Raw genomic sequence first — 26,197 nt, forward strand, 5'->3', positions numbered from 1 at the left:
TGAATGTTTAAAATTAACAATACATAAATGAAGTGTTATAAAATTTCAGAGCATTCTTCCCTTTTCAAAAAAATAAGCGAACCTCTAAATTTAGCACAAAAAAACCATTCGCAGCAACGAATGGTTTCATATGAGTGTATTTTTAACAAATTTCCTAAAAATCATTATCAGGGATCAATCCTTCATTGTTTATAGGCGGCGGAACTTTTCGTTCTTCCTCTTTTTTCTCTTCTTTCTTTTTATTCTTGTCTTCCTTCTTTTTATTGGAGAAATTCACAAAGTCCGGATTTAGATTGGAATCCTGTAAATCATTCGAAGAGTTTTTTATAGCTCTTTCCAATTTGTGGTTTTTAAACAGTTTATTGACCAATTCGCTAAAAGTATCAAAGTCGACTTCATACGATATACCCACTCCCTGTGTATAACCAATTCCCTGTCCGATATAATTAATATCATTTTCTTTATTGAACAAACGAAGATTCATTGATCCGTCTTCATTTACCCTATATAATATTTCAATATCTCCTACAATGGCAGACTCGTTAACTCCTCCAACCGGAACTCCAAGTTTTCCATTGATTGTGATTCTTTCATTGATCTGCGAAGATATGTTCGCTACAAACTGTCCATCAGCTTCCTGACCCAATCTTTTGTCTGCCGAAATATAATTTAAGTCGATATTCACCTTATCATTATCCGATTTTATAATACCTCCCAGTAAACTCGAAGCGGTTTCAGTTAATGTCCCAGACAAGTCGCCCTGGCTAAATCCATCTGTACTCATAAAGGAACCTGTTGATAATAAATACAAGGCCTGCGTCTGACGAATATCCTTATCATCTAACTTATATTGTATCTCCGATTTAAGGACGTTACTAACTGAAGGGAACTGGATATCAAAATTAGGTTCCGGACTGGCCAAATCTCCACGTAAACCAATTACCACTTCTACCGGTACTTTTTTATTGAATGAAGAGCTGTTATCCAACAATACAGCCGGATTTGCTGTTGTTTTATAAACTGCCTCCAGATTTAGCTGCGCTTTCATAGGGTTTCCTTCCCAAATAATAGACCCACCTTTCTTAACCGAGAATTTTTTATCAATTAAACCGCCATATTTAAAATTATAAGTTCCTTCATACGCCTGGAAATCTCCCCACATATTAAATTTACCCAGTGTGTTAATTTTAAACAATAACGAACCATATCCTTTTCCTTTCATCCCGTGTCCGGAATTTCTATCCAGAATTACTTCTACTTCGGCATCAGGAGTAATATCAAAATCAAACTCCAGTTCCAATCCGTTATAGTTCTTGGTTTTTTCGAGGATTCCATTTGCCAGGTTATACTTTTCCTGTGGCGTTACAAAATGAATCCAGCTGCTTTCTCCAACACTTTGCGCATTGTTAATTGGAATCTTAACCTGAGTGCCCTTTTCTGATTTTGCATCTACCTTTATAAACAGGCTTTCTGTCGGACCTTTAATACTTGCAGTACCATTTATAAATGCGGTACCAAAATAGGCTGCATCTTCACTGTCTTTTGTATCCAGCGCCAGCAATCGTTTAGAAGTAATCGTTAGATCCAGCTTCCAGTCACCAAAATTATGATGTTCGATACTTCCGTTCAGCAAACCTTTTGTTCCGTATTTCGTATCTGTCAGCTGATTGTTTCTGAAAAGGAATTTCTCATCGGTTAAGTCAATTACGGTACGATCACTTAATTCATAATCTGTATTTAGGTAAGGAATCGTCATTCCCGCCTTCTCGACATACAAACGTCCGTTAATTTCAGGCTTTTTTAAATTTCCAACCACCGCTGCGTTTCCAGAAACCGATCCACGAACATTCGATAAAACATCTCCTCCAACGGTTCCTAAAGTAGCCAGATTAAACCCTTCAAGTTTTAAACTTAAATCTAACATGGTCTCTTTGTTCTCTACCGCAAAAGTTCCTTCCGCTTTAAAAGACTCTGTGAACCCGTTTTGAATAGTAGAATTTATTGTAAATTTCTTAAAGCTTTCATCTCCGGCAATATCAAAATTAAGCGTTCCTAAATCCGTTTTATTCAGATTTAGATGGTCAATCACAATCGATGCCGTGGGTTGATAGACATCTTTATTCTGTTTATAATTGACATTTCCATTCAGATTACCATTAAAAACAAACTTGGAATTTAATGGTGTAATTTTATTAATATCAACATCTTCAAAATTCAGCACCAGATCTTTATAGTCCTTCCCTTTTATAACACCATTCAGATCTATTTTCTGATTCTCGTGCGACAATACAATATTCTCAATACTAAAATTTTTAAAATACTGATCAAAAATAATCTGATTGTCTTTCTCCGAATTTTCATTTAAGTACCATAAATAGTCTTTAAATTTCATTTCAGATTTCTTAATCCCTACAATATTGTTTTTGTTTTTATCAATGGTATGATAGAGATCCAGATTAAAATAATCCTCTCCTTTTTCCCCACCTTTAAATTCAGATCTTACAAACAGTGTATCTTTAGCCGTAACGTTAATCAGGTTAAAGTCTCGTATTTTATAATAAGGTGTTTTTATACTGTCTAACTCTACATAAGCATTGTAAAGCGTATTTTTATTATCGATACTAATTCGAATATTGTCAAAGGTATTTTTTGCAGCAGTAATTTTTTCAGAATTAAATTTAAATTTAAATTCTTGCAGATCCGAATCAATCTTCCCTCGAACGACAGTACTTGAATCAATCTTGATGTCGGGATACAACATTTCAACGATCTTATCATAAACATGGAAGTTGAAACGTAAAAACTGCCCTTTCTTTACCTTGTAAGGTTTATAGTTTGTGTATAAACTTCCCACCGAGTTCATGACCAATTTATCCAATTGTGCAAACTGAAATTTACCCACTATCTCTCCGTTTACTACATCATTAGAACTAATGGTTATGGTGCGGAGTTTATCAGTATCAAAATTCGAATTAACTGAAATCTCATCAAAAACATAAGTATCTTTAGGATTCTGATAAACAGCATCTTTGATCGAGATAGCTCCTTGTAAATTCTCTATCGAATTTCCGGTCACTTCTACAATAACATCACCCCTAAACTGCGAGATAGAATCATCGACAAATTTAAGTTTTCTTAAATCGGCATTGTCTACGTTAATATGAAAATCATAACGGTTTTCACGTTTACTTAAATCGACCATACCGTCAAACATTAAACTCAAATTAGGGTCATTTATAGAAACCTGACCTTTATAATACGGTAATTTAAAATTCCCGTTGACAACAATATTATTATAGGTGTATTTATTGTAATCTAATTTTGAGATATCTCCTTTTATAATAGTATTAAGGTATTTCTCTGTAAAACCTTTTCCGTCTATGTCTACATTTAAAGTCGTCCTGCCAATATCTTTACGATTAAGTACAGCACCTACATTAAAATTATCAAGGATTATATTTCCGGAATACGACGCTTTATCAATAAAATCAATATTGTTCATGTGTAAATCGACCTGTCCGTTACCCAAATCGGTAATCATCTTAAAATCGGTTTCTAAAGCAGTAGTCGAGACTTTTGCCTTTCCAACGATATTAAACCTGCCTATTCGCTGTAATTCTTTTGGAAGTTTTTTACCTAAAATATTCGGCAATAAAACAACCAGATTATCGTAACTCGAAACCAGTTTTTCAAACTTACCATCCATTGAAAACTTCTGGGCCTTACTTCCTAAAAGATTTTTGAAGTTAATTGTTCCGAAAATCTTTGAACCATTGGTATCACTCAATCTAAGACGTCTTAAATTAAGATCATTCAATGTTCCTTTTATCTTTGTCTTAATTTTAAAATGCTGATTTTTTCCTAATCCATCATAAAAATAACGGATATCGTTTGAAGCAATAGAAGCAGAATCCAGCGCTACATCAAATTTAACTTTATCAGTGAAATGGAGGAAATCCTCTATTTTATAATTTAAAATCGCTTTTCCGTAAATAGAGGATCTTTTCGTTTTTATAACTAAATTTTCAACCTTGATCTGCTTTTTAGTATAAGTGAATTTCCCTGCAAAATTTGAAACATACAAACCACGATGATCCAAAAACGAAAATCGATGAATGTTGGTGTTTACATCCGGTCCGTAGAGCTTAAAATCACTTATATAAGCATTAAGTTTCTTAAAATCGAGAAATCTTGGCGTGGTTTTATTCTCATCAACGACAGAAAAAGCACCTTGAGAAATGTAGGCATTTCTGGCTGTCAAAAGAAAGTGCTTGTTTGATTTGGGCGTTTTTTTTCCCGTTTCAAACAATTTAATGAACTTATTGATATTGTTCTCGTCTTCGTTTTTATACGTTTTCAAATTAAAAATCATACCCGTCAATCGAAGATCTCCAAAAAGCAAATCACCATCTAATAGTCTTTTAATACTAAGAATATCAGTGGTAATTATATCAGAATAGATTAAAGTCTTCTTATGATGGTCACGAATCAGTACCTTCTTGAGCTTCACACCTCCGAAAATGTTTATAGCTACTTTTTCTACACTAATATCGGTTTTAAAATCAGTGTTTAACGATTCTGTAACATACTTGGCTATTTTTGTCTGAACGACAGGCAAAGCCAGAATGATAGCAAGTGCTAACAAAAGTAAAATTAAACCAATGAGGGTTCGTGATATTATTTTCTTTACTTTTCTGATAGCTGCTTTATTTTAGTTTTCTTTTAAATTTACTTTGAACAGACAAAGAAAGGCTGTTTTTGATAAAAATTCTTTAATTTTGGCTTCTCCTTATAATAAAAGAAAATCAAATATTTGATTTGTCAAATATAATTCAAAATTCGTGCTTTTATATGCAAAATTCAGAGGTTTTTATTCTTGCCATCGAAAGTTCATGCGATGATACTGCTGCCGCGGTTCTACATAACGACAAAGTACTCTCAAATGTTGTGGCCAATCAGTTAATTCACAATCAATATGGAGGTGTGGTTCCTGAATTAGCTTCAAGAGCTCACCAGCAAAATATTGTTCCGGTAATTGATGCCGCACTTCGTAAGGCAAATGTACAAAAAGATCAATTAACAGCGATTGCTTTTACACAAGGTCCGGGTCTAATGGGGTCTTTATTGGTGGGCAGTTCTTTTAGTAAATCGTTAGCTTTAGCTTTAAAAATTCCGTTAATCGCTGTAAATCATATGCATGCGCATATTTTGGCACATTTTATAGACGAAGAAGGTTTTGATAAACCGGAATTTCCTTTTCTGGCTCTGACCATTAGTGGAGGTCATACTCAAATTGTTAAGGTAAATGGTTTTTTTGATATGGAAATTATCGGAGAAACTACTGATGATGCTGTTGGTGAAGCTTTTGACAAAAGCGCTAAAATTCTCGGACTCCCCTATCCGGGCGGACCGCTTATTGATAAATATGCAAAATTAGGAAATCCAAAAGCTTTTGCGTTTACCAAACCTAAAGTACCGGGACTTGATTTTAGTTTCTCAGGACTAAAAACGGCCATTTTATATTTCATTCAAAAGAAGAAATTGGAGAATCCGAATTTTATTGAAGAAAACCTGAATGACATTTGCGCTTCTATTCAATATACGATTATCGAAATTTTGATGGATAAATTGAAATTAGCGGTAAAAGAAACCGGAATCAAACAAATTGCAATTGGCGGAGGGGTTTCGGCCAATTCAGGCATCAGAACCCGATTAAAAGAAAGTGAAGGGAAATACGGTTGGAAAACTTTCGTTCCAAAATTTGAGTACACTACAGACAATGCTGCAATGATAGGAATTGTAGGTTATCAAAAATATTTATCAAGTCGTTTTGAAACTTCAGCAGTTGTTTCGAAAGCGCGAATCCAATTTTAATTATGCAATTATTTTACAATCCAGATATTGATGAATCTACAGAACGTTTTTCTTTTGATAAAGAAGAAAGCCGTCATATCATAAAGGTTTTACGCAAAAAAGATTCCGATATCTTACACGTAACAAATGGTTCAGGCTTATTGTTTGAAACAGAGATTACTTTAGCCTCAGACAATAAATGTATTGTAGAGGTCCTTTCGATCACAAAATCGCCGGCTCCAAAATTCAAACTGCATCTTGCGGTTGCTCCAACCAAGATGAACGATCGTTTTGAATGGTTTTTGGAAAAAGCAACAGAAATAGGAATCCAGGAGATCACACCTGTCTTTTGCGATCGTTCGGAACGAAAAGTAATCAATCCGGAACGTTTTGAAAAGATAATCTTATCGGCAATGAAACAATCCAATGAGACCTTTTTACCAAAACTGAATGACGCTATTTCGTTTAAGGAGTTCATCAAACAAAAAAACGAAGGATTACAATTGATAGCGCACTGTGAAGAAACAGATAAAAAATCTTTAAAAGAAGTTTTAAAACCTAATGAAAATGTTACCCTGCTTATTGGTCCTGAAGGAGATTTTTCTGAAAAAGAAATTGCGCTGGCTTTAGAACATAACTTTCAGCCTGTTACTTTAGGAAATACCCGATTGCGAACTGAAACGGCCGCAATTGTAGCTTGTCATAGTGTTGTTTTTTTTAATGAAGTTTAATAATCCGCGAGTTTTGTCATTTCGACAAAGGAGACTTTTAATAAAAGTTAAACGACTAGCTAAATACAATCCTATGAAAAAAATATTTCTCTTATTACTATTGGTTTCTGTTTCTTCTTTTTCGCAGGAGATTGCACTACTAAAATATAGTGGTGGTGGTGATTGGTATGCAAATCCAACATCATTGCCTAATTTAATAAAGTTTTGCAATGCCAACATAAACACCCGAATAAAAGCAAAACCTTCGACAGTAGAACCTAGTAATCCGGATTTGCTTTCTTATCCGTTTGTTCACATGACGGGACATGGAAATGTTGTTTTTAGTGATGCCGATGTGAGCAATCTTAGAAATTATTTAAATGGCGGCGGTTTTCTTCATATTGATGATAATTACGGAATGGATCAATACATTCGAAAAGAGATCAAAAAAATATTTCCGAACAATAATTTAATCGAAATTCCGGCTAACCATCCCATATTTCAAAAACCGTATCCCTTTCCGAATGGTTTGCCCAAAATTCACGAACACGACGGGACTCGTGCGCAAGCCTTTGGTATTTTTATAGAAAACAAATTAGTACTATTATATACTTACGAATGTGACTTGGGTGATGGCTGGGAAGACCCTGAAGTACATAATGACCCTGCCGCCGTTAGAGATAAAGCCCTGAAAATGGGTGCCAACATTATCAATTATATTTTTACCAATTAAATTTTAAAAAGTGCAGCTTACTCACGAAGAAAATCAATTTGAAAGAAAAACATTTCCGATAACATTAGTTTGTGATCACATTTATTTTCAACAGAATATTGGTTCTCTTTTTAGAATCAGTGAGGCATTTGGGGTGGAGAATATTATTTTTTTAGGAAAAGATATTCCGTTGACTCCCCGAAAAATCAACAAAACTTCTCGAAGCACTCATCTTCACGTAGCCCATACCATAATTGAGGAAACAGCCGACCTTGCTGACTACCTGCTTCAAAATAATTTTGAGGTTATTGCTTTAGAAATCACGAGCAATAGTAAACCCCTAAAAGAAGTAGTACTTCCTGACAATCAAAAAATTGCACTTTTAATTGGAAGTGAAATCAATGGAATATCAGAAGAACTTTTAAAAATTTCGGACCAAATTGTGCACATAAATATGTTTGGAAAAAACAGTAGTATGAATGTTGTGCAAGCGGCGAGTATTGCGCTTTATGAGATTACCTCTTTTTAAACTTTTTCACATTTTAATAATAAGTATACAACTTATCATGATTTCACCTTTTGTTGTTTCTTCTGGATTTGCTTCAAATGAAGAAACACCAGGAATTACTTTTTAACACGTAAAACAACAGTCGGATGGAATTCCGTGATTAATTAGACCCAAAATTACCATTAATTTAACAGTTATTCTTACATATAAATACGTAATAAAATTTCACTTCGTAATATTTGTCACAAAAATCTTCCATAAAGAACAAAAATCGACATAATAACATTCTCAAAAACAACATTGTACGAATTTACTTCTTAATAATTTTAGTCATTTTTTTGTAAGAACTAGATTATACAAGGGATTGTAAAATTCTCACAAATAATATATTGTAATTATTTTGTTACAATAATTATTTTGTTATAAAATTGCAATATAATTAACCAAAGCAAATTTTTTATAACAAAAACCCAAGTTATTATGAAAAAAATCATTATTACTGCATTCACAGCATTAGTGCTGTTTTCTTGTCAAAACGACCAATCAGAATCTACAGATTCAAAAGTTGATGCCATTGCACATCGCGGATGCGCAAGCCAGGAAGTTCTAGAAGCTCAACTGAAAGCTGATCCTACCTTAGCAATCAGAATGAACGAAATTGAAGCTTTTACTGAAAATGCGATCCTGACAAAGCGTCTTGTAAACGGTAAGGTTGAAATCCCGGTCGTAGTGAATGTTCTTTACAGAACTGCAGCTGAAAACATTTCTAATGCACAAATCCAAACTCAAATCGACGTATTAAACAAAGATTTCAATGCATTAAATTCAGATTACAATAGTGTACCGGCTCTTTTTGCAGGTGTAAAAGCGAATGTAGGAATTACATTTGTTTTAGATCAGGTAATTAGAAAATCGACTACCAAAACTTCATGGGGAACAAATGACGCCATGAAAAAAACAGCTCAGGGCGGTATTGCACCAACTTCACCAACTACTAAACTTAATCTATGGTCTTGCACAATAGGTGGAGGAATTTTAGGATATGCTCAATTTCCTGGAGGAGCTGCTGCTACTGACGGAGTTGTAATTGATTCGAAATATTTAGGTTTATCAGGTGCTGCTAATGCTCCGTTCAACTTAGGAAGAACAGCAACTCACGAAGTAGGTCACTGGATGAACTTACGTCATATCTGGGGAGATGCTACTTGTGGAAGCGATGGAGTTGCTGATACTCCAACTCACAATACAGCAAATTACGGTGTACCTGCATATCCTCACTATAGCACTTGTTCAGGAACACCTGTTGAAATGACAATGAACTATATGGATTATGTAGACGACAATGCTATGTACATGTTCTCACAGGGACAAAAAAGCAAAATGGCTGCTGTATTTGTTACAGGAGGTCCAAGAGCTGCTTTTGGAATCTAACAAAAAACAAGAATAAAAGACAAACTGAAAAGCGGGATGGCAACATCCCGCTTTTTTTTGTTTCCCTATAAATTTAAAATGCTTTTTCCTATATTTATCCTCTAAAACCGAATCATGATAACATCGAAAATTATTTCAAACGGAATTTTAAGAGCTTTAACTACAATCCTGGTTATTGTAGCTATTTTATACTTTCTATATCAAATTCAGACTGTAATTGTCTATCTGTGTATTTCGTTGCTATTGTGTTTAATTGCAAATCCATTAATACAATTTTTAAAAAATAAATTAAAGTTCAGTAATTCATTAGCAGCCTCTACAGCGCTAGTTTTATTCATACTTGCCATAGTTGGATTTATATTATTATTTGTTCCGTTAATCATTTCACAAGCCAATAATCTATCGCTGCTGGACACTCAAAATCTGCAACAGCAATTTCTGGAAACAGAACGAACTATTGAAGCCTACTTTAATATTCAACATCTTGATTTAAATAAAGTTTTAAAAGAATCTAAAATAACATCGATAATCGATTTCAGCTACTTTACAGGTTTTCTAAATTCAATTATAGGCTTCATGGCGAATATCGGAATGGGACTGGTTTCTGTATTCTTCATTACCTTTTTCTTTATCAAAGATCAGGATGCTTTTAAAGTTAGTGCAAGAAGAATTCTTCCTGACACTAATGAAGACAAAATCTTAAATTCGATCACTAAAATCAACCATTTCCTGACCCGCTATTTTATAGGTCTCTTATTGCAATTAACGGTTGTATTTATTCTGTATTTAATTGTTTTAATGATATTTGGAAATAAAAATGCCTTTGTAATTGCTTTTTTATGTGCCATTTTGAATGTTATACCTTATATAGGACCGATTATAGGAACTATACTGGCGGGAATTTTAACCATGATTAGTATGATTGGAAGTGATTTTCAATCCGAAATACTTCCCAAAACAATCTATGTAATCATCGGGTTTTTATTGGTTCAGGCCATTGATAATAACATCAGCCAGCCTATAATCTCATCAAAAAGCGTAAATTCGCACCCGTTAGAAATATTCCTGGTTACTTTAATCAGCGGAATTACTTTTGGAATTGTCGGGATGATTATTGCTATTCCGGTGTTTACTATGGTGAAAGTAATTTTAAAGGAATTTTTTCCTAACAACAAAATTGTCTCTGTATTAACCGAAAGAATTTAACATTGAATACTGCTATTTTAAATCAAAGCATTCAGGAATTCATAACTCAAAATAGTGGTGTCCCAATTACAAAATTAGCGCTTCAGAAAAATCCGTTTCCTGAAATCGACTGGATCGTAATTTTGAATCAAATTGAAGCAAAATCAAAAGCAAAAGACAAGCTGTCCACCTGGTTTGAGACCGCAAACATTATTTATCCCACTAAGATATCCGTTGAACAGACTTCATCTGAAAAAACTGCGGCTTATAAGGCTTCTTTAATTTCGGGCGAAAGTCTAATTGATCTTACAGGAGGTTTTGGTGTAGACGATTATTATTTCTCCAAAAAATTCAAAAGCGTAGCTCATTGTGAAATAAACGAAGAGCTATCAAACATTGTCAAGCATAATTTTGAGCAGCTAGGAGTCAAAAATTGTACTTTCTATGCCGGTGATTCTACTTCTGTTTTAAATCATTCTGATCAAAAATGGGATTGGATTTATATTGATCCATCCCGCAGGAATGATTCCAAAGGCAAAGTTTTCATGTTGAAAGACTGCTTACCCAATGTTCCCGATTTACTCGACTTTTACTTTGAAAAAACAGATTCTGTTTTAATAAAAACAGCTCCCTTACTAGATCTTTCCGCCGGATTATCAGAACTCCAATTTGTGAAAAACATTCACATTATTGCACTTGAAAACGAGGTAAAAGAATTACTATTTGAGATCCACAATCGTTATGCTGGTGAAATCACAATAAAAACGGCTAATATTCTAAAAGATAAAATAGAAACTTTCGAATTTATTCTGGGCAATGAAACCGTTATCCCTTCTTACAACCTTCCTCAGAAATATATTTATGAGCCCAATTCGGCTATAATGAAATCAGGAGGATTCGATGAAGTAAGTAGTATTTTTAAGATTGCTAAACTTCACAAACACTCACATTTATATACTTCCGAAGCTTTAATAGATTTTCCGGGGCGACGTTTTGAAATCGAAAAGGCAATCCCTTACAGCAAAAATGATATGAAAACCGAACTTGTCAATCAGCAGGCGAATATCACCACACGAAACTTTCCGGACACGGTGGAAAACATTCGAAAAAAATGGAAAATAAAAAATGGCGGAAATTTGTATTGTTTTTTTACAACCGATAAAAATGATAACAAAATAGTTTTAATTTGCAGAAAAATAACTTAAAAATGAAACAACTAATTACACTAACCTTTTTCTTATTAACCTTTACTGCCTTTGCACAAAAACCATGTGAATACAGTACAAATGTAACCGACTCAATAGGCAGCTACAAAGTAACCAACGAATACATGGTTAGCGAAAAATACTTTGGAGGAACATTTGATTATGTTTTCTTCGCCCTGGCACAAACTGATGGTTTACCGACTTTAAATTTACAGCTTATCCAAAAAAGTAAAGACTTTATAAAAGCAAACTGCTTTGATAAAAACTCAAAAATCTTTTTACAATTAGAAAATGGAAAAATAGTAACGCTGATTCATATCGACAAAGAAAATTGCGGTACACTTCTTCACGATGAAAAAGGTTTTGACAATAGAATTAATACCGGAATTTTTATGTTCATGAAAGACAACTTCGAAGATCTTAAGAAATCTCCCATTTCGATTATGCGAATAAAATACCTGACCAAAGTAGAAGATTATATTGTAAAAAGAGATTTAACCTCCGAATTAAATGGTAAACTTTACCATCCGAATACTTATTTCATGGAAAACATAAGATGCGTTGAATAATTAATCGCATTTCCACTTTTGGTTGGATACTTTATCATTTAAACCTGTCTTTAAGTTATAATGCCACCACTCCGAATCAAAAGAATTGAATCCGTTTTTTATCATCACACTTTTCAAATATTTTCGATTTGCTCTAACCGACACAGGAAATTTTTTATAATTATGACTGGCCTGAATGCCAAAGAAATCAAAATTAGTTCCCATTTCCAGTTCCTCACCCTTAGCATTGACTAAAGTAATATCAACGGCTCCTCCTTTATTATGGATGGAGCCTTTTTTTGGATCAGCCACATACTCCGGATTCGACACAATCTCCCACATTTTTTTCTGGATGGATAAAGGTCTGTAACAATCAAAAAGTTTTATTTTACATCCATTCTTCATAAAATCATGATTCGCCGCTATTAGAGCTTTCACAGTCTTATAACGCAACAAACATTCGGCACAATCGTAAACTTTGGCCTTCAAAAAATTATCTTCAGTAGCGTACTTCATATCATAGACGAAATCCTTACTGTAATCTCTTAGGTTTACAAAAGTAGTATCGGCAATTTCGTCTCTGTCCTCAGAGGAATGGGTTTCATTTTGAGCATTCGAAGAAAACGCACAAAAGAAAAGACTAAAAAGAAGTAATAATGTACGAGATAAAGACAGTTGCATTTTCATGGTTCTATAAATTGAAAGAAGTAAATATAAACAAAACCATTTAAGGTAATAGAATCTATATTCTAAATCTCACCAGTTCTCATAATATTTTCCTTTGCTCCTTTGCCTTTTGGCACTTAAAAATGTGACCTTATAGCATAATAAAATAGATAAGAAGTATAAGGAAGATTGTAGTCCGCAACATAACGTTTTATAATTGGAATTCTATCCGGATAATAGGTATGTTTGAACGATTTAACAATATTGAAGTGATAAAAAATGAGTTTTGTAAAATAGTTTCGTTCACTTCTGTGTGTGTCTTTTAAAAAAATCACCAGTACCGGTTTTGAGATAAACCGGGCGTTGTAATTTTTTCAGAACAGGTATTACCCGAAATTCTTATAACAAATTTAACACAAACACAAATGACTGACAACCAGTAATTTGAATATATGTGTTTTTTCTTCAACCTAAATAGATGTCTTCCTCACTATTTACTCGATTAACTCAAAAATTAACCTTTGTAGCGGTAAAAAAAAATAAAAATTTAACTTACCATCCTTTAAAAAAAACGTAACTAAATACAAATCAGTTAATTTAATTACTATCTCTTTCATTTATCCTATAAATTAGTATGCGATAATTTCCACAATTTTTATATGGCAACTTGTATAAAATCCGTTCTAAACTGTAATGCTTGCTATAATTTGCCATTTCTAAAAAAACGCATTGGAAAGCTTAAAATCCTTATATTTACTTTTTACCTAGTCGAATAACACTATGGACACAATCTATTCCTACTGTTATGCTAGTTCATAATTAAGCAGTCAAGATGGAGAAATATACCGCAAAAACTACCCCTTTAACCCCGGACGAAAATCCAATATGGGATAGTAAGATAAAGAAAGCCGATTTATTACCAGATCCCCAATCCCGTTTAGATTCTGTTTGGATGAAAGAAAGGCCTCTTTCTGATTCCGGCATTCCATTTAGAGATCAGACAGATGTTTCCAGTAAGAAAAAAAGTATTGGCCAGCTTATCGATAAACTCGACGTGGAAACCAATATTAGATATCAAAGGACAGTAGAAGATACCTACTGTAATGTTTACTCTTATGATTATTGCTATTTCAGTGGTGTCTATCTTCCAACTGTTTGGTGGACTGATGGCGCACTCGAAAAAATAGCGCAGGGAAAGGAAGTGGAAGCTGTTTTTGAACAAACTGTTGAGCGCATTTACTCCAGTGCCATACACGATTGGTTTCTAAAATGGGGACCTCAATTTGGCTGGAAAAGAATGTTTACTCCCGAAGAAATTCAAAACGAAGTAAATACCAATGGTGGAATTGGAATAATTTGCGCCAAAAGAAAAGAAAAAGGACTATCTGGTCATATCGTTCCCGTTGTTCCTGAAACAAATTCGAATCTGGCATATCGGGAGAATGGTGTCGTCCTATATCCCCTGCAATCACAGGCAGGAAAGCTAAATTATAATTATTTTTCAGAAGTTAGAAAAGATTGGTGGAAGGACGAATTATACTCCTCATACGTGTTTTATTACCATGAATAAATAAAAAGAATACCTTCAATTCTCCACACAATCAAATATTACTGATTTACAACCTTTTAACTGTTTGGAAATAAGATAATAAAGAACTACTTTCGCAGTCTGAAAAAAACAGAAATCGCAAGAGTTGTAATTCGGCTATATACCTACTTAAATCATTGACAAAAAGACAATTAACAAGAATCGTAATTTTATACCCTCATTATAAAATTATTAAATCAATTTTTCAATCGATACAAGTGTACAATTTCCCAGACTACTATTAATTCATACAATTTTAAAAATACAATAAAGTTTTTTTAATGGATGCAAACAATACTGCATTATCCGTTAAAAGATCTTACGACTCAGAATTTCAGTAGATGAACTTCTTGTTTTTGAATAAAAAAATGGCTTTAAAATTTTAAAATAACCTTAAAAAAGAAAATTAGTATAAATGAAAGACAATCAGACAAAAAAATATTATTGGGGAATTGGATTAGAAAACGAAACCTACATGCAATTTGAAGAATCCCTAATAGTTTCTGGTGAATTTATACAACAAAAAATTGGTTTTGAAAAATACAGCATTGATTATAGAAAATGCTACAAACCAGAAAGTTTGGCCCCCGTGCTTAAAAAAGCTTTTAACACAAGTGACAACTATAAAGTGAGCCGAATGATGAACAGTCATTCGTTGGAAAAACTGGATATAAACTATCAGCACAAAACATTGTCGCCTGTAAAATCATTGGTTCATACTGCTGAAGCAAATCCACAACCACTTGAAAATCCTGAATATCTCGGAAAATCTATTATGGAACTTTTCCTTGAAGATCAACCGTACAATATTCAGAGTATGATTACCCAAAGAAACAAAACTATGGGTTCTGTTCATTTTGATGGTGATTCTATAGAATTTGTAACTAAATATTTTGAAAATCGAACAATAGCAGATTCCTGTAAAGAATTAAAGGCGACCAAAAAGTTATTTCTCGATAAAATCAATGACTCAGAGATACTTAATGGTAAATTAAATTTTCCGGATTATAACAATGGTCTTAATATGTTCATGACCAACCAGGAAAATCTTGTTTTGTTTAATAACGGAACGTACCATTTTCATATTACCTTACCTTCGTTAACAAAAGACAGCAGGATCGTCGATTATAGTGATTTTGATAAAACACATGCCAACGCTATTTATTTATTGCAATGGTTTGAGCCCTTTTTTATCGCTACTCTTGGAAGTCCAGATATTATGGGAGTAATAAGCAACACCTACAGCCTGGACAAAAAATTTACTCTGGGTTCTATGAGAAATGCCATGTCACGCTACATTGGTGTAGGAACCTTTAACAAAGCAATGCCTAAAGGTAAAATCTTAACCTATAAAGTCGAAGATTTTAGAAAATTGCTAAAATTTAAAAAAGAAGAAAATATTTGGTGGCGAGATCAGATTGAGACAGAAATGGAGTACGAATTACTTTCGGAAGTGGGTCTGGATTTCAATCAGGAGAAAATGTACCAAAGTGGTTTTGAATTCAGAAGCTTTGACGAATTTCCGGCCGAATACTTAAATGATGTTCTTTTTTCAATAATTCTAATCTGTGAGCATTCCTTAAATCTACCCGATGTCCAATGGGGACACGATAGTGAAATCTGGAATAATTTGGTTTTTAAAACCTTAAAGACTGGTTATTTAACCCAAATTAATGAAGCTGAGAAGAACGAAGTCCTAAACTTATTGCAATTGCTAAATCCATCAGATCTTAATTACAACAAATTAAAATCGGAATTTGGGGCTATCGTAATGCTAGATGAGTTTTTCTTTAAAATCGTGGCTGTGCTTCACGATAAATACAAAGACAACAACATTTGTCTGGATCTCATGTATGGACAAAAAACAAGTTTTCCACCAAAATGGGATAACTTTAATAAATACCAGACCGAAAAACATCTCCAACAAATAGGAGTGTTTATTGAGAATTAAAAGCTGCTTTTTGTTGATTTACCTGTTTTGAATCTGTTCGGACAAGGAACTACAGAAACCGTCTTCAAAAATGAAAAAGATCTTGACTAAATAAAACTTTTGCATGAATAGCAAAAAAGTACTAAGTTGAAATTTGTGATTCTTATAATCCTTCTTTTCAAGACATAAAAACCTCGTAAAAAAAATAGCTACCGAATCTCAGTAGCTATTTTTTTTATGCCTCTTAATAATATCTAAATTCCTATACTACAGATTTTTACAAAAACAGAATCATAAAAACCGTAAAATCGTACAATTCTTCTAAAATAGAAATCCCCAATATTGGGAATAAACACCGATAAGTAATAAAGAGAATAAAATTGTTGCAATAACGCTTTTATTCGAAACAGACTTAATTTTAAGAGCAAAATAAAGTATTGAGATCATAGTAAATACAACAAAAGCCCATTGAATTACAAACAAGTAATCAAATTGATTCGGCACCCCAAAAGCAAGTACATAAAAATTATCCTGAGCCACAGTATTTACAACCAGCACAAGTCCTATAATTACAAACAAACCTAGTAAAGAAGTAATTACAATCAAGCTCTTCATAAATTTATTTTGAACGACATTTTTTCTATATCTAACTAATGCATAACAAAAATTGAAAATTGTAACTAATAGGATGCTTATAGCAATAAAGAAGGGTGCAAAAAATAGTAGATTAAATTCGTTTAGACTATTGGCAAAATTCGAAACTCCTCCATTAATTTTTACATCAGTAACAAAGTGAACTTTTTTGTTTGATTGAAACCCTTTTACACCAGGATCCTTATTCGGATTATTTATAAATGCATTAACAATCTTAAATCCAATTTTAGAAAAACCAGGGGCATGACCAAAAACTGGTGCATTTACTAAAAATCCTTTTTTATATTTATCAATAGTCATCTCTCCGTTTGTAGCCGGAGTGATCGGATCAAATGCTCCGGAAAATACCAGAACTGGTGCTGTTAATGTTGACCTATTTGCTAAATTAGTCAATTGATTTGATGCTTTATCAATTCCTAAATTCCATTTATCACATACTAAAAAATCCGATTTATAAAATGACAATCCTCCTTTTAATCGTTTGTAAGGAATCGCATTCTCCTCAAACGCAGCAATCGAGTTATTAGGAATAGCCTCATTGCAGCTTACGCAATAATATGCGCCATAATCTAATCCTAAAGCCCCGGAAAAAGCAGCTACCAGTGAGCTCAAAGTCCTTTTGTTTTCTTTATTAAATTCTGTAATTAATAGGGGCAATACTTCTATTAATCTTTTATGATATAGAGATTGTTGAATAGAAATTTTAAAATCTTCTGCATTATAGGTGAACTTTCCGGCAGGAATTATTTTCTTGTCAACTGTAACTGTAATCGGTTTTTTATCTAATTTTTCAATGGTTTCAAAATAGACATTTTCTAAATTTGGATATTGTTTATCACAATTAGGGTCATTTTTACATGCTTCGAAAACTTTCTTAAGACTATTCATGTAATTTTCAGTATTATGGTTATAATACTGGGAAATATCTGAAATTGGAGAATCCAGAATCAATGACTTAATATCCTGAGGAAAATCATCTGCATAAACCTGGGCTGTGTATGTTCCATAAGACACCCCATAAACATTCCATTGATCGTACTTTAGAGCCTTTTTTAAGGCATTTAAATCTTTAGCTATTGACTTACTATTATAAGCACTTATTTCAATATCTCTGTTTATTAAATCCTGTTTACAGGCTATTGCAGCAATAGTTTTTTGCTGTTCATCTTGTGCTTTATTTTGATTTTTGGCCAGTATCTCTAAAAATTTTTTCCCTAAGTCAGGACAAAATTTTGGCAAAGAATTACCGGTTCCCCTCACATCAACTAAAACAATATCATTTTTCTCCCGTAATGGATGATTAAGCCAATCCCATATCCCTCCTATTGCACCTGCGCCCGGGCCACCTTCTATAAATACGACTGGGTTTAAATCTTTACTTTTTGAGGCACTTTTTAAAATTGTAACCGCAATTTTAATCTTTTTACCGGCCGGTTTATCCCAGTTTTCAGGAACAGTTAAATACCTCCATTCTATATTATCTTGGTTAATACTCTTCTCATTGGGAAAGAAAGTAGCGGTTTTTTCAATTTTAAAAGCAGTCGTTTGAGAAAACAAACAGGTTGGAAGCAGACATAATAATAAAAACTGCCTTATTAAATTTTTCATTTTATTCTTAGTTAGATTATTGGATTTATATTATACTCTTTTTAATGAGATTTCGTTAATCTCCGTTTTTAGTGAGACAAAACACTTGTACTTTTCATCTATTTTTATTTCTTTTAAATAGAAATTTTCTTCATTTATTCTGGTAGTATTCTCTAAAATTTCAAATGAACTTAAAGGGATTGCTAATCCATCTCCGTGCGCTTTTATAACAGCTTCTTTTTTAGTCCAATAATCATAGAAAGTATCTTTTTTATTCCTTGACAAAACAATTTTATTCCATTCAAATTCAGTCAGCTGAGATTTAAAATCTTCTATTTCTATATCGTTTATAATCTCAATATCAATTCCTATTTCATTTTCATCGTTCAATGCGCAAACCACAATATCTCCTGAATGTGAGATATTAAACCGGATTAAGTCATTATCAAAATAAGGCTTATTATATTTTGTATGTTTTATCTCTTTATCGTAAGGATTATGCTTATAAATTTCTTCGGTTGCATTAAACAATAATATTCTCCCTAATAGCGACAACTGTGCATCTTGCCATCTTCTGTATCTTTTAATTTTCTCCTGATAATCGACCGGAAATTTTGGTAAATTATATTTTAACATATTTTCATGATTTTCTTTGGAGAGATAAGAATAATAAATGTAAATCAAGACTTATAAATGTGTTTTAAAAATTAAACTCAAAATCCAATGATGTATTCTTTTCAAACTCCAATTTATCATCAATTAAATCTATTTTCAACAATGGATTTTTTACTATTTCGTTTAAAATTTTATTAAATCTTAAAACCATAATACTCACCGTATCTTCCGCGAATAAATCATTATTATAATCTATAACACCCTTTAATTTACCTTCATTTTCAAACAAATTAAATACAATTGGCATCCTGCTATGCAAATTGTCAACAGGGTAAGATGTCAATTTTAAGTCTTGTAATTCATCAATACTTTCGAAGGAAAACTCGGGATTCTGGTATACCAACATGACATCGAAAACAGTTTGAGACAGCTTCTCAAAAGGTACCGTTTGAAATTCATTGATCTCTAACAAATTGATTTGAGTTCGATTTAATATATCGACAAAACTATGCTCTGATCTTATCTGTGTTCTCAAAACAAGTGTATTTACAAACATCCCGATTTGATTATTCAACTCCGGAATACTTCTTCCAGAATTTACAGTTCCTATGCAAATATCATTGTGATTTGAAAACTTGTAAATTAAAACATTTAGCGATGCTGCTATAACGGTATAAAAAGTAACCTGTTTCTCAATACTTAATTTTTTCAAAGATGAAGTAGTATCTGATCCTATTTCAAACAAGTACTTACCTCCTCTCTGTTTGTTATACTTGCTATCAAAATCTTTTTCAAATGAATCTTTAGGCTCATAGTTTTGAAGATAATTTTTCCAAAACAGTTCGTTTTTAATAGAATTTTCTTTCCATGAGTTATTAAACCATTCTGAGTAATCTTTATACTGTAATTTTAACTTGTTTTCTTTTGCCTCATTTAGAGGAGTAAGTCCGTTGTAATTCTTAATGAATGATTTGATGAAAATTTCTAATGACAAACCGTCCATTAAAATATGATGTGTGCAAAAAAGCAGTATAAACTGATTTGTCTTTACCTGAATAAGCTGGACTCTTATTAATAAGTCAGTTTCTAAATCAAACGCAGTATTATTCAATTGTTTTATCACTTCTCCAACTTCCTCTTCTCCCAATTCATAAACAGAAACTGAGAATTTTACATTTTCAGAAGGATTAATTTTTTGATAAGGAACTCCATCTATTTCAATAAAATTGGTTCTTAATATTTCATGCTCATTAATTATTTTATTTACTGCATTTGAAATTTTATCTCTATCAATAATCCCTTCGACACTGTAAGCGGCAAACATATTATAGGCTATAGAAATATTCTTTTGCTGCGATGCTAACCAGATATTGTACTGGGGTGGAGTCAGGTCGTAAAAAAGTTTAGATTCGGATAATGGTATTTCAATTGATTGTCCTGGAAGAAGTTTTTCTAAATGACTGGCCAGTGATTCAATTGTAGGGTAGTCAAAAATAGTTTTTAGAGAGATATCTAAAGAAAGCTCTTTGACCACCAATCCAATCAATTTAACTGCATTTAATGAATGCCCTCCAAGAGCAAAAAAATTATCATTTACACCTATCGGTTCTTTACTATTTAATACTTCGTTCCAATATCCAGAGAGTTTTTTTTCTAAATCTGAGATTGGAGCTCTAAAATCATCATAACTTATATTTTGTTGGATGGTTCTTTGTGATAAAGCCTTTCTATCTATTTTTTGGTTTGGGGTAAGAGGAAATTCCTCCAAAGGAATTATAACATTTGGAATCATATAATACGGAAGATTCGTTCTTAATGCCGCACTAATTTTTTCTCTATCAATCTTCTCTTCTCTTTCTAAAATATAAGCCACTAAAAAAGCTTCCTGTTGATCTCCTTTTCGGGCAATAACAACTGAATTTTGAATTCCTTCTATCTGATTTAATTGTGACTCTATATCCCCAAGTTCGATCCTATATCCTCTAATCTTAACCTGATTATCATTTCTTCCTAAAAACTCTATTTCCCCATCATCATTCCATTTTCCAACGTCACCTGTTTCATAAAGTAAGCCAGACGCATCAAATGGATTTTTAATGAACTTTTCCTTTGTTAATGCCTTATTTTTATAATATCCTTTTGCTAATCCATTACCTGATATGTAAATTGCTCCAGACGTTCCTATTGGCTTGGGATTTAAAGAATCATCCAAAATATAAAACTGCGTATTGTTTATTGGTTTTCCAATAATAGACGCATCTTTAAAATGTTCTATTTTTTTTACACTAGACCAAATGGTTGTTTCTGTTGGTCCATACATGTTCCATACTTCTAAACTATGGTTAATCAATTTTTCAGCCAGTGCTTCACTTAATAAATCACCTCCACACATTACTTTTAATTGTTTACTTCCCTGCCAATCAGCATTGAATAACATTTGATAAAAGCTTGGTGTAGCCTGAATTATAGTCGGTTGCATTTCTTCTAATTTTTGAACAATCAACCTCGGATCAGATAAAACACTCTGATTTGCCACATATAAAGTAGCCCCCGATATTAATGGTACAAAAAACTCTAATATTGAAATATCAAAAGAATAAGTTGTCACTGAAAAAAATAGGTCATCTCGTTTAATACCCGGAGTTTCTTGGATACTAGTCAAAAAATTAGTCAATGAGCTGTGTCTAATTTCGACACCTTTTGGGTTCCCTGTTGAACCTGATGTATAAATTATATAGGCTGTATCTTTAGGCGACACTACTTTTCCTAAGTTTTCTTTAAATATATCTATTCCATCTAAAATATCCTCCAGCGACACTACTCGAACATCATTAGTTGTCGTTAGGGAGTAATTTTTTTCATTTATGAGCAATTTGCTTTGACTATTATCAATAATATAATTCAGTCTTTCTTCCGGGAATGCCGGATCTAATGGAATATAGGATCTTCCGGACTTTAATATTCCTAATAAAACAACTATCAGATTAGCCGATCGATCTAATAAAACGGCAATAGGGGATTTATCATTTTTCCCATAAGTAGTTCTTAAATATTCTGCTATTTGGTTCGATAACTTATTAAGTTCAGAATAGGAATATGATCTTGAATCATCCTTTACAGCATCTTTTCCCGGCGAATTTTCAACTTGTTCCTGAAATAAATCGATTAGTGTTGTATCTTTTTCACCGTTCTTTTTTGTGTTATTAAATGCTACCAGAATCTGGTGTGCTTCTTCTTTTGATAAATAGGTAAGCTCTTTTATTTTTTTATCCGGATGGACTACTATTTCTTTAAGAAGGTTTTCGAAATGATCAACTACTTGTTCAATTCTTACCTCATTAAAATAGTTTAGATTGTAATCAAAGTCAATCTTTACATCTTCTGATTCATCAAATTCCCTAATATAAATAGCCAGAGCTACCCGTTCTGATTCATGAGTTAAAGGTAGTACACGGGTTAGCGTATTCTTAAAATCGTTAGAATAATTCTGTTTTTCATAAGAAAGCGTGATATTAAATATTTTTTCTTTTTCCCTGAAAGCCTGAAGTTCCTGAATGAGTTTGCCTAAAGGAAATCTTTGATGACGGTAATCCTGTCTCAATTGATTTTTTATCTGGCCAACTAAATCTTTAAAAGTGGCATCAAAATCTAAAGAAATTCTCAAAGGTGATACTCCCATAAAAAGACCCACTGTTTTTTTATAGCTAGATTTGCTCCTGTTTAAAACTGGCAAGCCTATTGCGAAATCATTATTTTGATGTTTCCTCCCGAAATAGGTATACAAAACAGCTAAAATCAAATGGAAAGAAGTGCATTTATATCCGGAAGCCAACTTATTTAGATGATTGTATAATTCCCTTTTAATAACCAGCTCTTTTCGACTGCTTTTGTTGATTTGTAAGGAACTATTTTTTGTGTCTGATAAAAATTCTTTTTCTAAGAAAACTTCTGGTAAAGATTTAAACCTGTGTAACCAGTACTTTTTATTTTCTAAAAAAAAAGGAGAGTTCTGATACGAATTGTCATCATCAATAAAATCCTTGTAACTAAAAGGATAAATGGTTCTAACTTCACCAAATTCATGAATTTCATTATAATTCTGAACTAACCTCTGAAACATTAATGAGGTCCCCCAACCATCCGTTATGATGTGATGGTATACCGAAAACAAATAATGAAAATTTTCGCTCACTTTTACCAAAGTAAAAACGTGCAAAAGGTCTTCATCAAATAAATCAAAAGGTTTCATAAATTCCTTTTGCATATAGCTATTAGATTCTTCTATAGCATTGTCACAATCAGAAAAATCAACAAATCCCAATTCGGATTGATGCTCCTCTAATACTCTGATTGCGATATCCTCCTGATCTTTTACAAGAATGCTTCTATAGGTATCATGCTGATCGATAAGTTTTATATATGCTTTTCTAAAAGCTTCGATATTTAATATCCCTTTGATTTCAATTTTAGCCCCAATATTATAGATGGGATCTTTAGGGAACAATAATTGTTCGAAATAAACATCTTGTTGGGGAAGAGTAAGTTTCATAAAAAAAATTATGTGTTAACGTTATTTGCTCCAGAACTAATAGCTTACGAAATTTGATTTTTTTGCTACTTTGCTTTTCAACTCACAATTTCATTGTGCCATAAGCTTTCTGTGTGCAAAATATCACCTGTTACTTTAAAATCCTTAACGATTTCTCCATAATCAAATTTCAGGATTCTATCCGCATGTTTAAAATAAGTATCGTCATGAGTTACCGCAATGATCGTTTTACCTTCTTGTTTTAACTTTGGCAGTAAATTTTCATAAAAGTATTTTCTAAAATGAGGATCCTGATCTGCTGCCCATTCATCTAAAACCAGAATTGGTTTGTCTTCCAGAAGAGCAAAAATCAATGACATTCTTTTGCTCTGGCCTTTTGAAAAAGGTCGTCTTGCAGAATCTTCCTTATCATCCAGAATCACCTTGTCCAATTCCATTATTTTCAAAAGTTCCTGATACTCTTTGTTTTGCTCTAATGAATAATTGTCATAATTCTGTGAAAATATATGATTGTCTGTAAAAACTGCCGAAATCAAGTTTTGAGTATCTGTATTTCCTTTGATGTATTGCTGCTTATTTAAGATTACCTCTCCTTCTGAAGGTTGATACAAACCTGTCAAGATGTTGATAAAAGTACTTTTACCACTTCCATTTCCTCCAATTATAAATATCATTTCTCCTTTTTCGATAGAAAGATTTATTGGGCCTAAAGCAAAAGTTTTTTCAGCAGTGTCATTTTCGTAAGCAAAACTAATATCACTAAAGACCAAAGAGTCAAATACTTTAGGTGTCATATTATGAACTTCGGTGGTTGCTTCAACCGTATCAAAATCCTTCAAAAAATTCTTGATTCTGGTATTTGCGACCATTAACCTCGTGTAAATATTTTGCATATTGATTAAGTTGTTAATTGGTCCCGAAATGAACAATAAAACAACTACATAGGAGATCACGTCTTCTCTTTTAAGTAACCCTACCTCAGGCAACAAAAATAGAATTACTCCTATAACTAAGTACAATCCATATTGGCTTATCAAATTGATCGATAAAAACACATAATTTATCTTAAAATCCAATTCTTTTGCATTCTCTCTGTTCGGAGCTAAGTGATTCCCCATTAAATTGTCTCTTCTTTGGGTACTTAGCTTAAATCCTTTAAATCCTTTGATTACATCATCTACATATTTATAGTAATATTCATTATACTTTCTAAGGTTTCCAACTTTTTGGGACATTGTATTGATTACAAAAAAATAGATCACAGCTATTGTAACCATTAAAGCAATAACCACCAAAGCCGATGAAACTGATAACGTAAATAAATACATCATACAAAGAATTAACATCAATAGGGAATTAATAGAATGCGTCACTACTTCGGGAAAAGTGGAAAATATCCTTAAATCCTCGATCGCTGTATAAAACCTTTGCGCACCCAATTTTTCGAGAGTAATCAATGAAGTTTTTAATATTTTATCAAATATTTTCTTTTCATTTTCATATAGTACTTCAAAAGAACGTTTATTGATCTTTTTTTGAAAAATAATGTTCAATAAATAAGTATAAACTACTACCGATATGAAAACTATCCCTATGTAGTCTGTTAAGAAACCTTCTTTACCAGAAATCACGTTGTTAATGATGTACACGATTCCAAAACTTAGGATGGTGTTTGGTATAGAATATAAAATAAGATAAATGATATCTTTAATTGAAATTTTAAGCATGGATTATTTTTAAATTAGATTAATTGTAAACCAGATTTTTAGCCAAACTATTAAAATAGTTCACAAAAAAATCTTCATGATTGTATATAAAAAAGTGATTCCCTTTTAGCGATTTTACGACAACTTCTTCCGTGCTCTCGTTTTCCCATTCCTTTACTTCATTTTCAGAAATTTCTTCTTCGGTGCCATAGAATACATCAATAGGCAGATTAAGTTTCTTCTTTTTCACGTAATTATAACTTTCGAAAATTTTGAAATCAGCTCTTAAAATAGGTCTGTAAAAATTTATTAGCTCATGATGATCATGCAATTCATTTGGGATTCCGCCTATTTTTATTACTTCTTCCCAAAATAACTGATCCGGCAAATGAGACAATGTTTTATCCCTCTCAATAGATGGAGCCTTCCTACCACTAACTACTAACTTTAAAGGCTGTCGTACTCCAGACTCTTCTATCTTCTGACAAACTAAATATCCTACTAAAGCTCCCAAACTATGGCCATAAATAATATAAGGCTCCTCTCCTATTTCGTTTATTATTTTTATAAAGATATCGTTCACTACGGCATCAATGTCCTCCAAAAAAGATTCGCTATTTCTTGCTCCTCTTCCCGGATATTCAAGATTTACAACTTGCATATCGAAGACTTTTCTTTTTAAAAAAGAAAGAGAATATTTATTCCCACCTGCAAAGGGCAATGTGATTAATTTCATGTGATTCTTTTTTA

General features: G+C 32.6%; 17 protein-coding genes. 10 read left to right on the forward strand and 7 right to left on the reverse strand.

Annotated features, from left to right (window positions below):
• Nucleotides 1–154: 154 nt before the first annotated feature.
• Nucleotides 155–4,645 (reverse strand): translocation/assembly module TamB domain-containing protein, encoded by a 4,491-nt coding sequence (locus tag OGZ34_RS19610; protein WP_263361432.1) that lies wholly within the window; start codon nucleotides 4,643–4,645, stop codon nucleotides 155–157.
• Between the two features lie 206 nt (nucleotides 4,646–4,851).
• On the opposite strand from OGZ34_RS19610, the gene tsaD reads away from it, so the two are divergent.
• The 8 genes from tsaD (at nucleotide 4,852) to OGZ34_RS19650 (ending at nucleotide 12,173) form a co-directional block, all read left to right on the forward strand.
• Nucleotides 4,852–5,874: a tRNA (adenosine(37)-N6)-threonylcarbamoyltransferase complex transferase subunit TsaD gene (tsaD, locus tag OGZ34_RS19615; RefSeq protein ID WP_173968049.1), complete on the forward strand. Its 1,023-nt coding sequence runs from the start codon at nucleotides 4,852–4,854 to the stop codon at nucleotides 5,872–5,874.
• A gap of 2 nt (nucleotides 5,875–5,876) precedes the next feature.
• Entirely contained in the window at nucleotides 5,877–6,584 is a 708-nt protein-coding gene (locus OGZ34_RS19620) for a 16S rRNA (uracil(1498)-N(3))-methyltransferase (protein WP_263361433.1), read from the forward strand.
• Nucleotides 6,585–6,657: 73 nt separating this feature from the next.
• Nucleotides 6,658–7,296, forward strand: a complete 639-nt coding sequence (locus OGZ34_RS19625; protein ID WP_173968051.1) for a DUF4159 domain-containing protein — start codon at nucleotides 6,658–6,660, stop codon at nucleotides 7,294–7,296.
• 10 nt (nucleotides 7,297–7,306) lie between these two features.
• The gene (locus tag OGZ34_RS19630; RefSeq protein WP_173968052.1) at nucleotides 7,307–7,804 is read left to right on the forward strand and encodes a TrmH family RNA methyltransferase; all 498 of its coding nucleotides are present in this window, start codon (nucleotides 7,307–7,309) and stop codon (nucleotides 7,802–7,804) included.
• A 459-nt stretch (nucleotides 7,805–8,263) separates the two neighbouring features.
• Nucleotides 8,264–9,214, forward strand: coding sequence for a zinc metalloprotease (locus tag OGZ34_RS19635; RefSeq protein ID WP_173968053.1), 951 nt, complete (start codon nucleotides 8,264–8,266; stop codon nucleotides 9,212–9,214).
• A 114-nt stretch (nucleotides 9,215–9,328) separates the two neighbouring features.
• Nucleotides 9,329–10,420, forward strand: a complete 1,092-nt coding sequence (locus OGZ34_RS19640; protein ID WP_173968054.1) for an AI-2E family transporter — start codon at nucleotides 9,329–9,331, stop codon at nucleotides 10,418–10,420.
• 2 nt (nucleotides 10,421–10,422) lie between these two features.
• A complete protein-coding gene (locus tag OGZ34_RS19645; RefSeq protein WP_263361434.1) occupies nucleotides 10,423–11,604 on the forward strand; it encodes a class I SAM-dependent methyltransferase in 1,182 nt (393 codons plus the stop codon).
• Nucleotides 11,605–11,606: 2 nt separating this feature from the next.
• Nucleotides 11,607–12,173 (forward strand): hypothetical protein, encoded by a 567-nt coding sequence (locus OGZ34_RS19650; protein ID WP_173968056.1) that lies wholly within the window; start codon nucleotides 11,607–11,609, stop codon nucleotides 12,171–12,173.
• Here the strand turns inward: OGZ34_RS19650 and OGZ34_RS19655 are convergent, their stop codons facing one another.
• On the reverse strand, nucleotides 12,174–12,839 hold the full coding sequence (locus OGZ34_RS19655; protein WP_263361435.1) for a M15 family metallopeptidase: 666 nt from the start codon (nucleotides 12,837–12,839) through the stop codon (nucleotides 12,174–12,176).
• An 811-nt stretch (nucleotides 12,840–13,650) separates the two neighbouring features.
• On the opposite strand from OGZ34_RS19655, the gene OGZ34_RS19660 reads away from it, so the two are divergent.
• Entirely contained in the window at nucleotides 13,651–14,388 is a 738-nt protein-coding gene (locus OGZ34_RS19660) for a hypothetical protein (protein ID WP_173968058.1), read from the forward strand.
• Nucleotides 14,389–14,821: 433 nt separating this feature from the next.
• Nucleotides 14,822–16,357, forward strand: coding sequence for a hypothetical protein (locus OGZ34_RS19665; RefSeq protein ID WP_263361436.1), 1,536 nt, complete (start codon nucleotides 14,822–14,824; stop codon nucleotides 16,355–16,357).
• Between the two features lie 300 nt (nucleotides 16,358–16,657).
• Here the strand turns inward: OGZ34_RS19665 and OGZ34_RS19670 are convergent, their stop codons facing one another.
• From OGZ34_RS19670 to OGZ34_RS19690, 5 genes are all read right to left on the reverse strand, one after another.
• Nucleotides 16,658–18,598, reverse strand: a complete 1,941-nt coding sequence (locus OGZ34_RS19670; RefSeq protein ID WP_263361437.1) for an alpha/beta fold hydrolase — start codon at nucleotides 18,596–18,598, stop codon at nucleotides 16,658–16,660.
• 30 nt (nucleotides 18,599–18,628) lie between these two features.
• Entirely contained in the window at nucleotides 18,629–19,213 is a 585-nt protein-coding gene (locus OGZ34_RS19675; RefSeq protein WP_263361438.1) for a 4'-phosphopantetheinyl transferase family protein, read from the reverse strand.
• Nucleotides 19,214–19,277: 64 nt separating this feature from the next.
• Nucleotides 19,278–23,741 carry an amino acid adenylation domain-containing protein gene (locus tag OGZ34_RS19680; protein WP_263361439.1) on the reverse strand — a complete coding sequence of 1,488 codons (4,464 nt, stop codon included), beginning with the start codon at nucleotides 23,739–23,741 and terminating at the stop codon, nucleotides 19,278–19,280.
• Nucleotides 23,742–23,818: 77 nt separating this feature from the next.
• Complete coding sequence (locus tag OGZ34_RS19685; RefSeq protein WP_173968063.1) at nucleotides 23,819–25,468, reverse strand: cyclic peptide export ABC transporter; 1,650 nt, start codon at nucleotides 25,466–25,468, stop codon at nucleotides 23,819–23,821.
• A 19-nt stretch (nucleotides 25,469–25,487) separates the two neighbouring features.
• Nucleotides 25,488–26,183 carry a thioesterase II family protein gene (locus OGZ34_RS19690; protein ID WP_263361440.1) on the reverse strand — a complete coding sequence of 232 codons (696 nt, stop codon included), beginning with the start codon at nucleotides 26,181–26,183 and terminating at the stop codon, nucleotides 25,488–25,490.
• Nucleotides 26,184–26,197 lie beyond the last annotated feature (14 nt).

It is taken from the genome of Flavobacterium collinsii (assembly GCF_946903285.1).
Classification (GTDB): Bacteria; Bacteroidota; Bacteroidia; order Flavobacteriales; family Flavobacteriaceae; genus Flavobacterium; species Flavobacterium collinsii.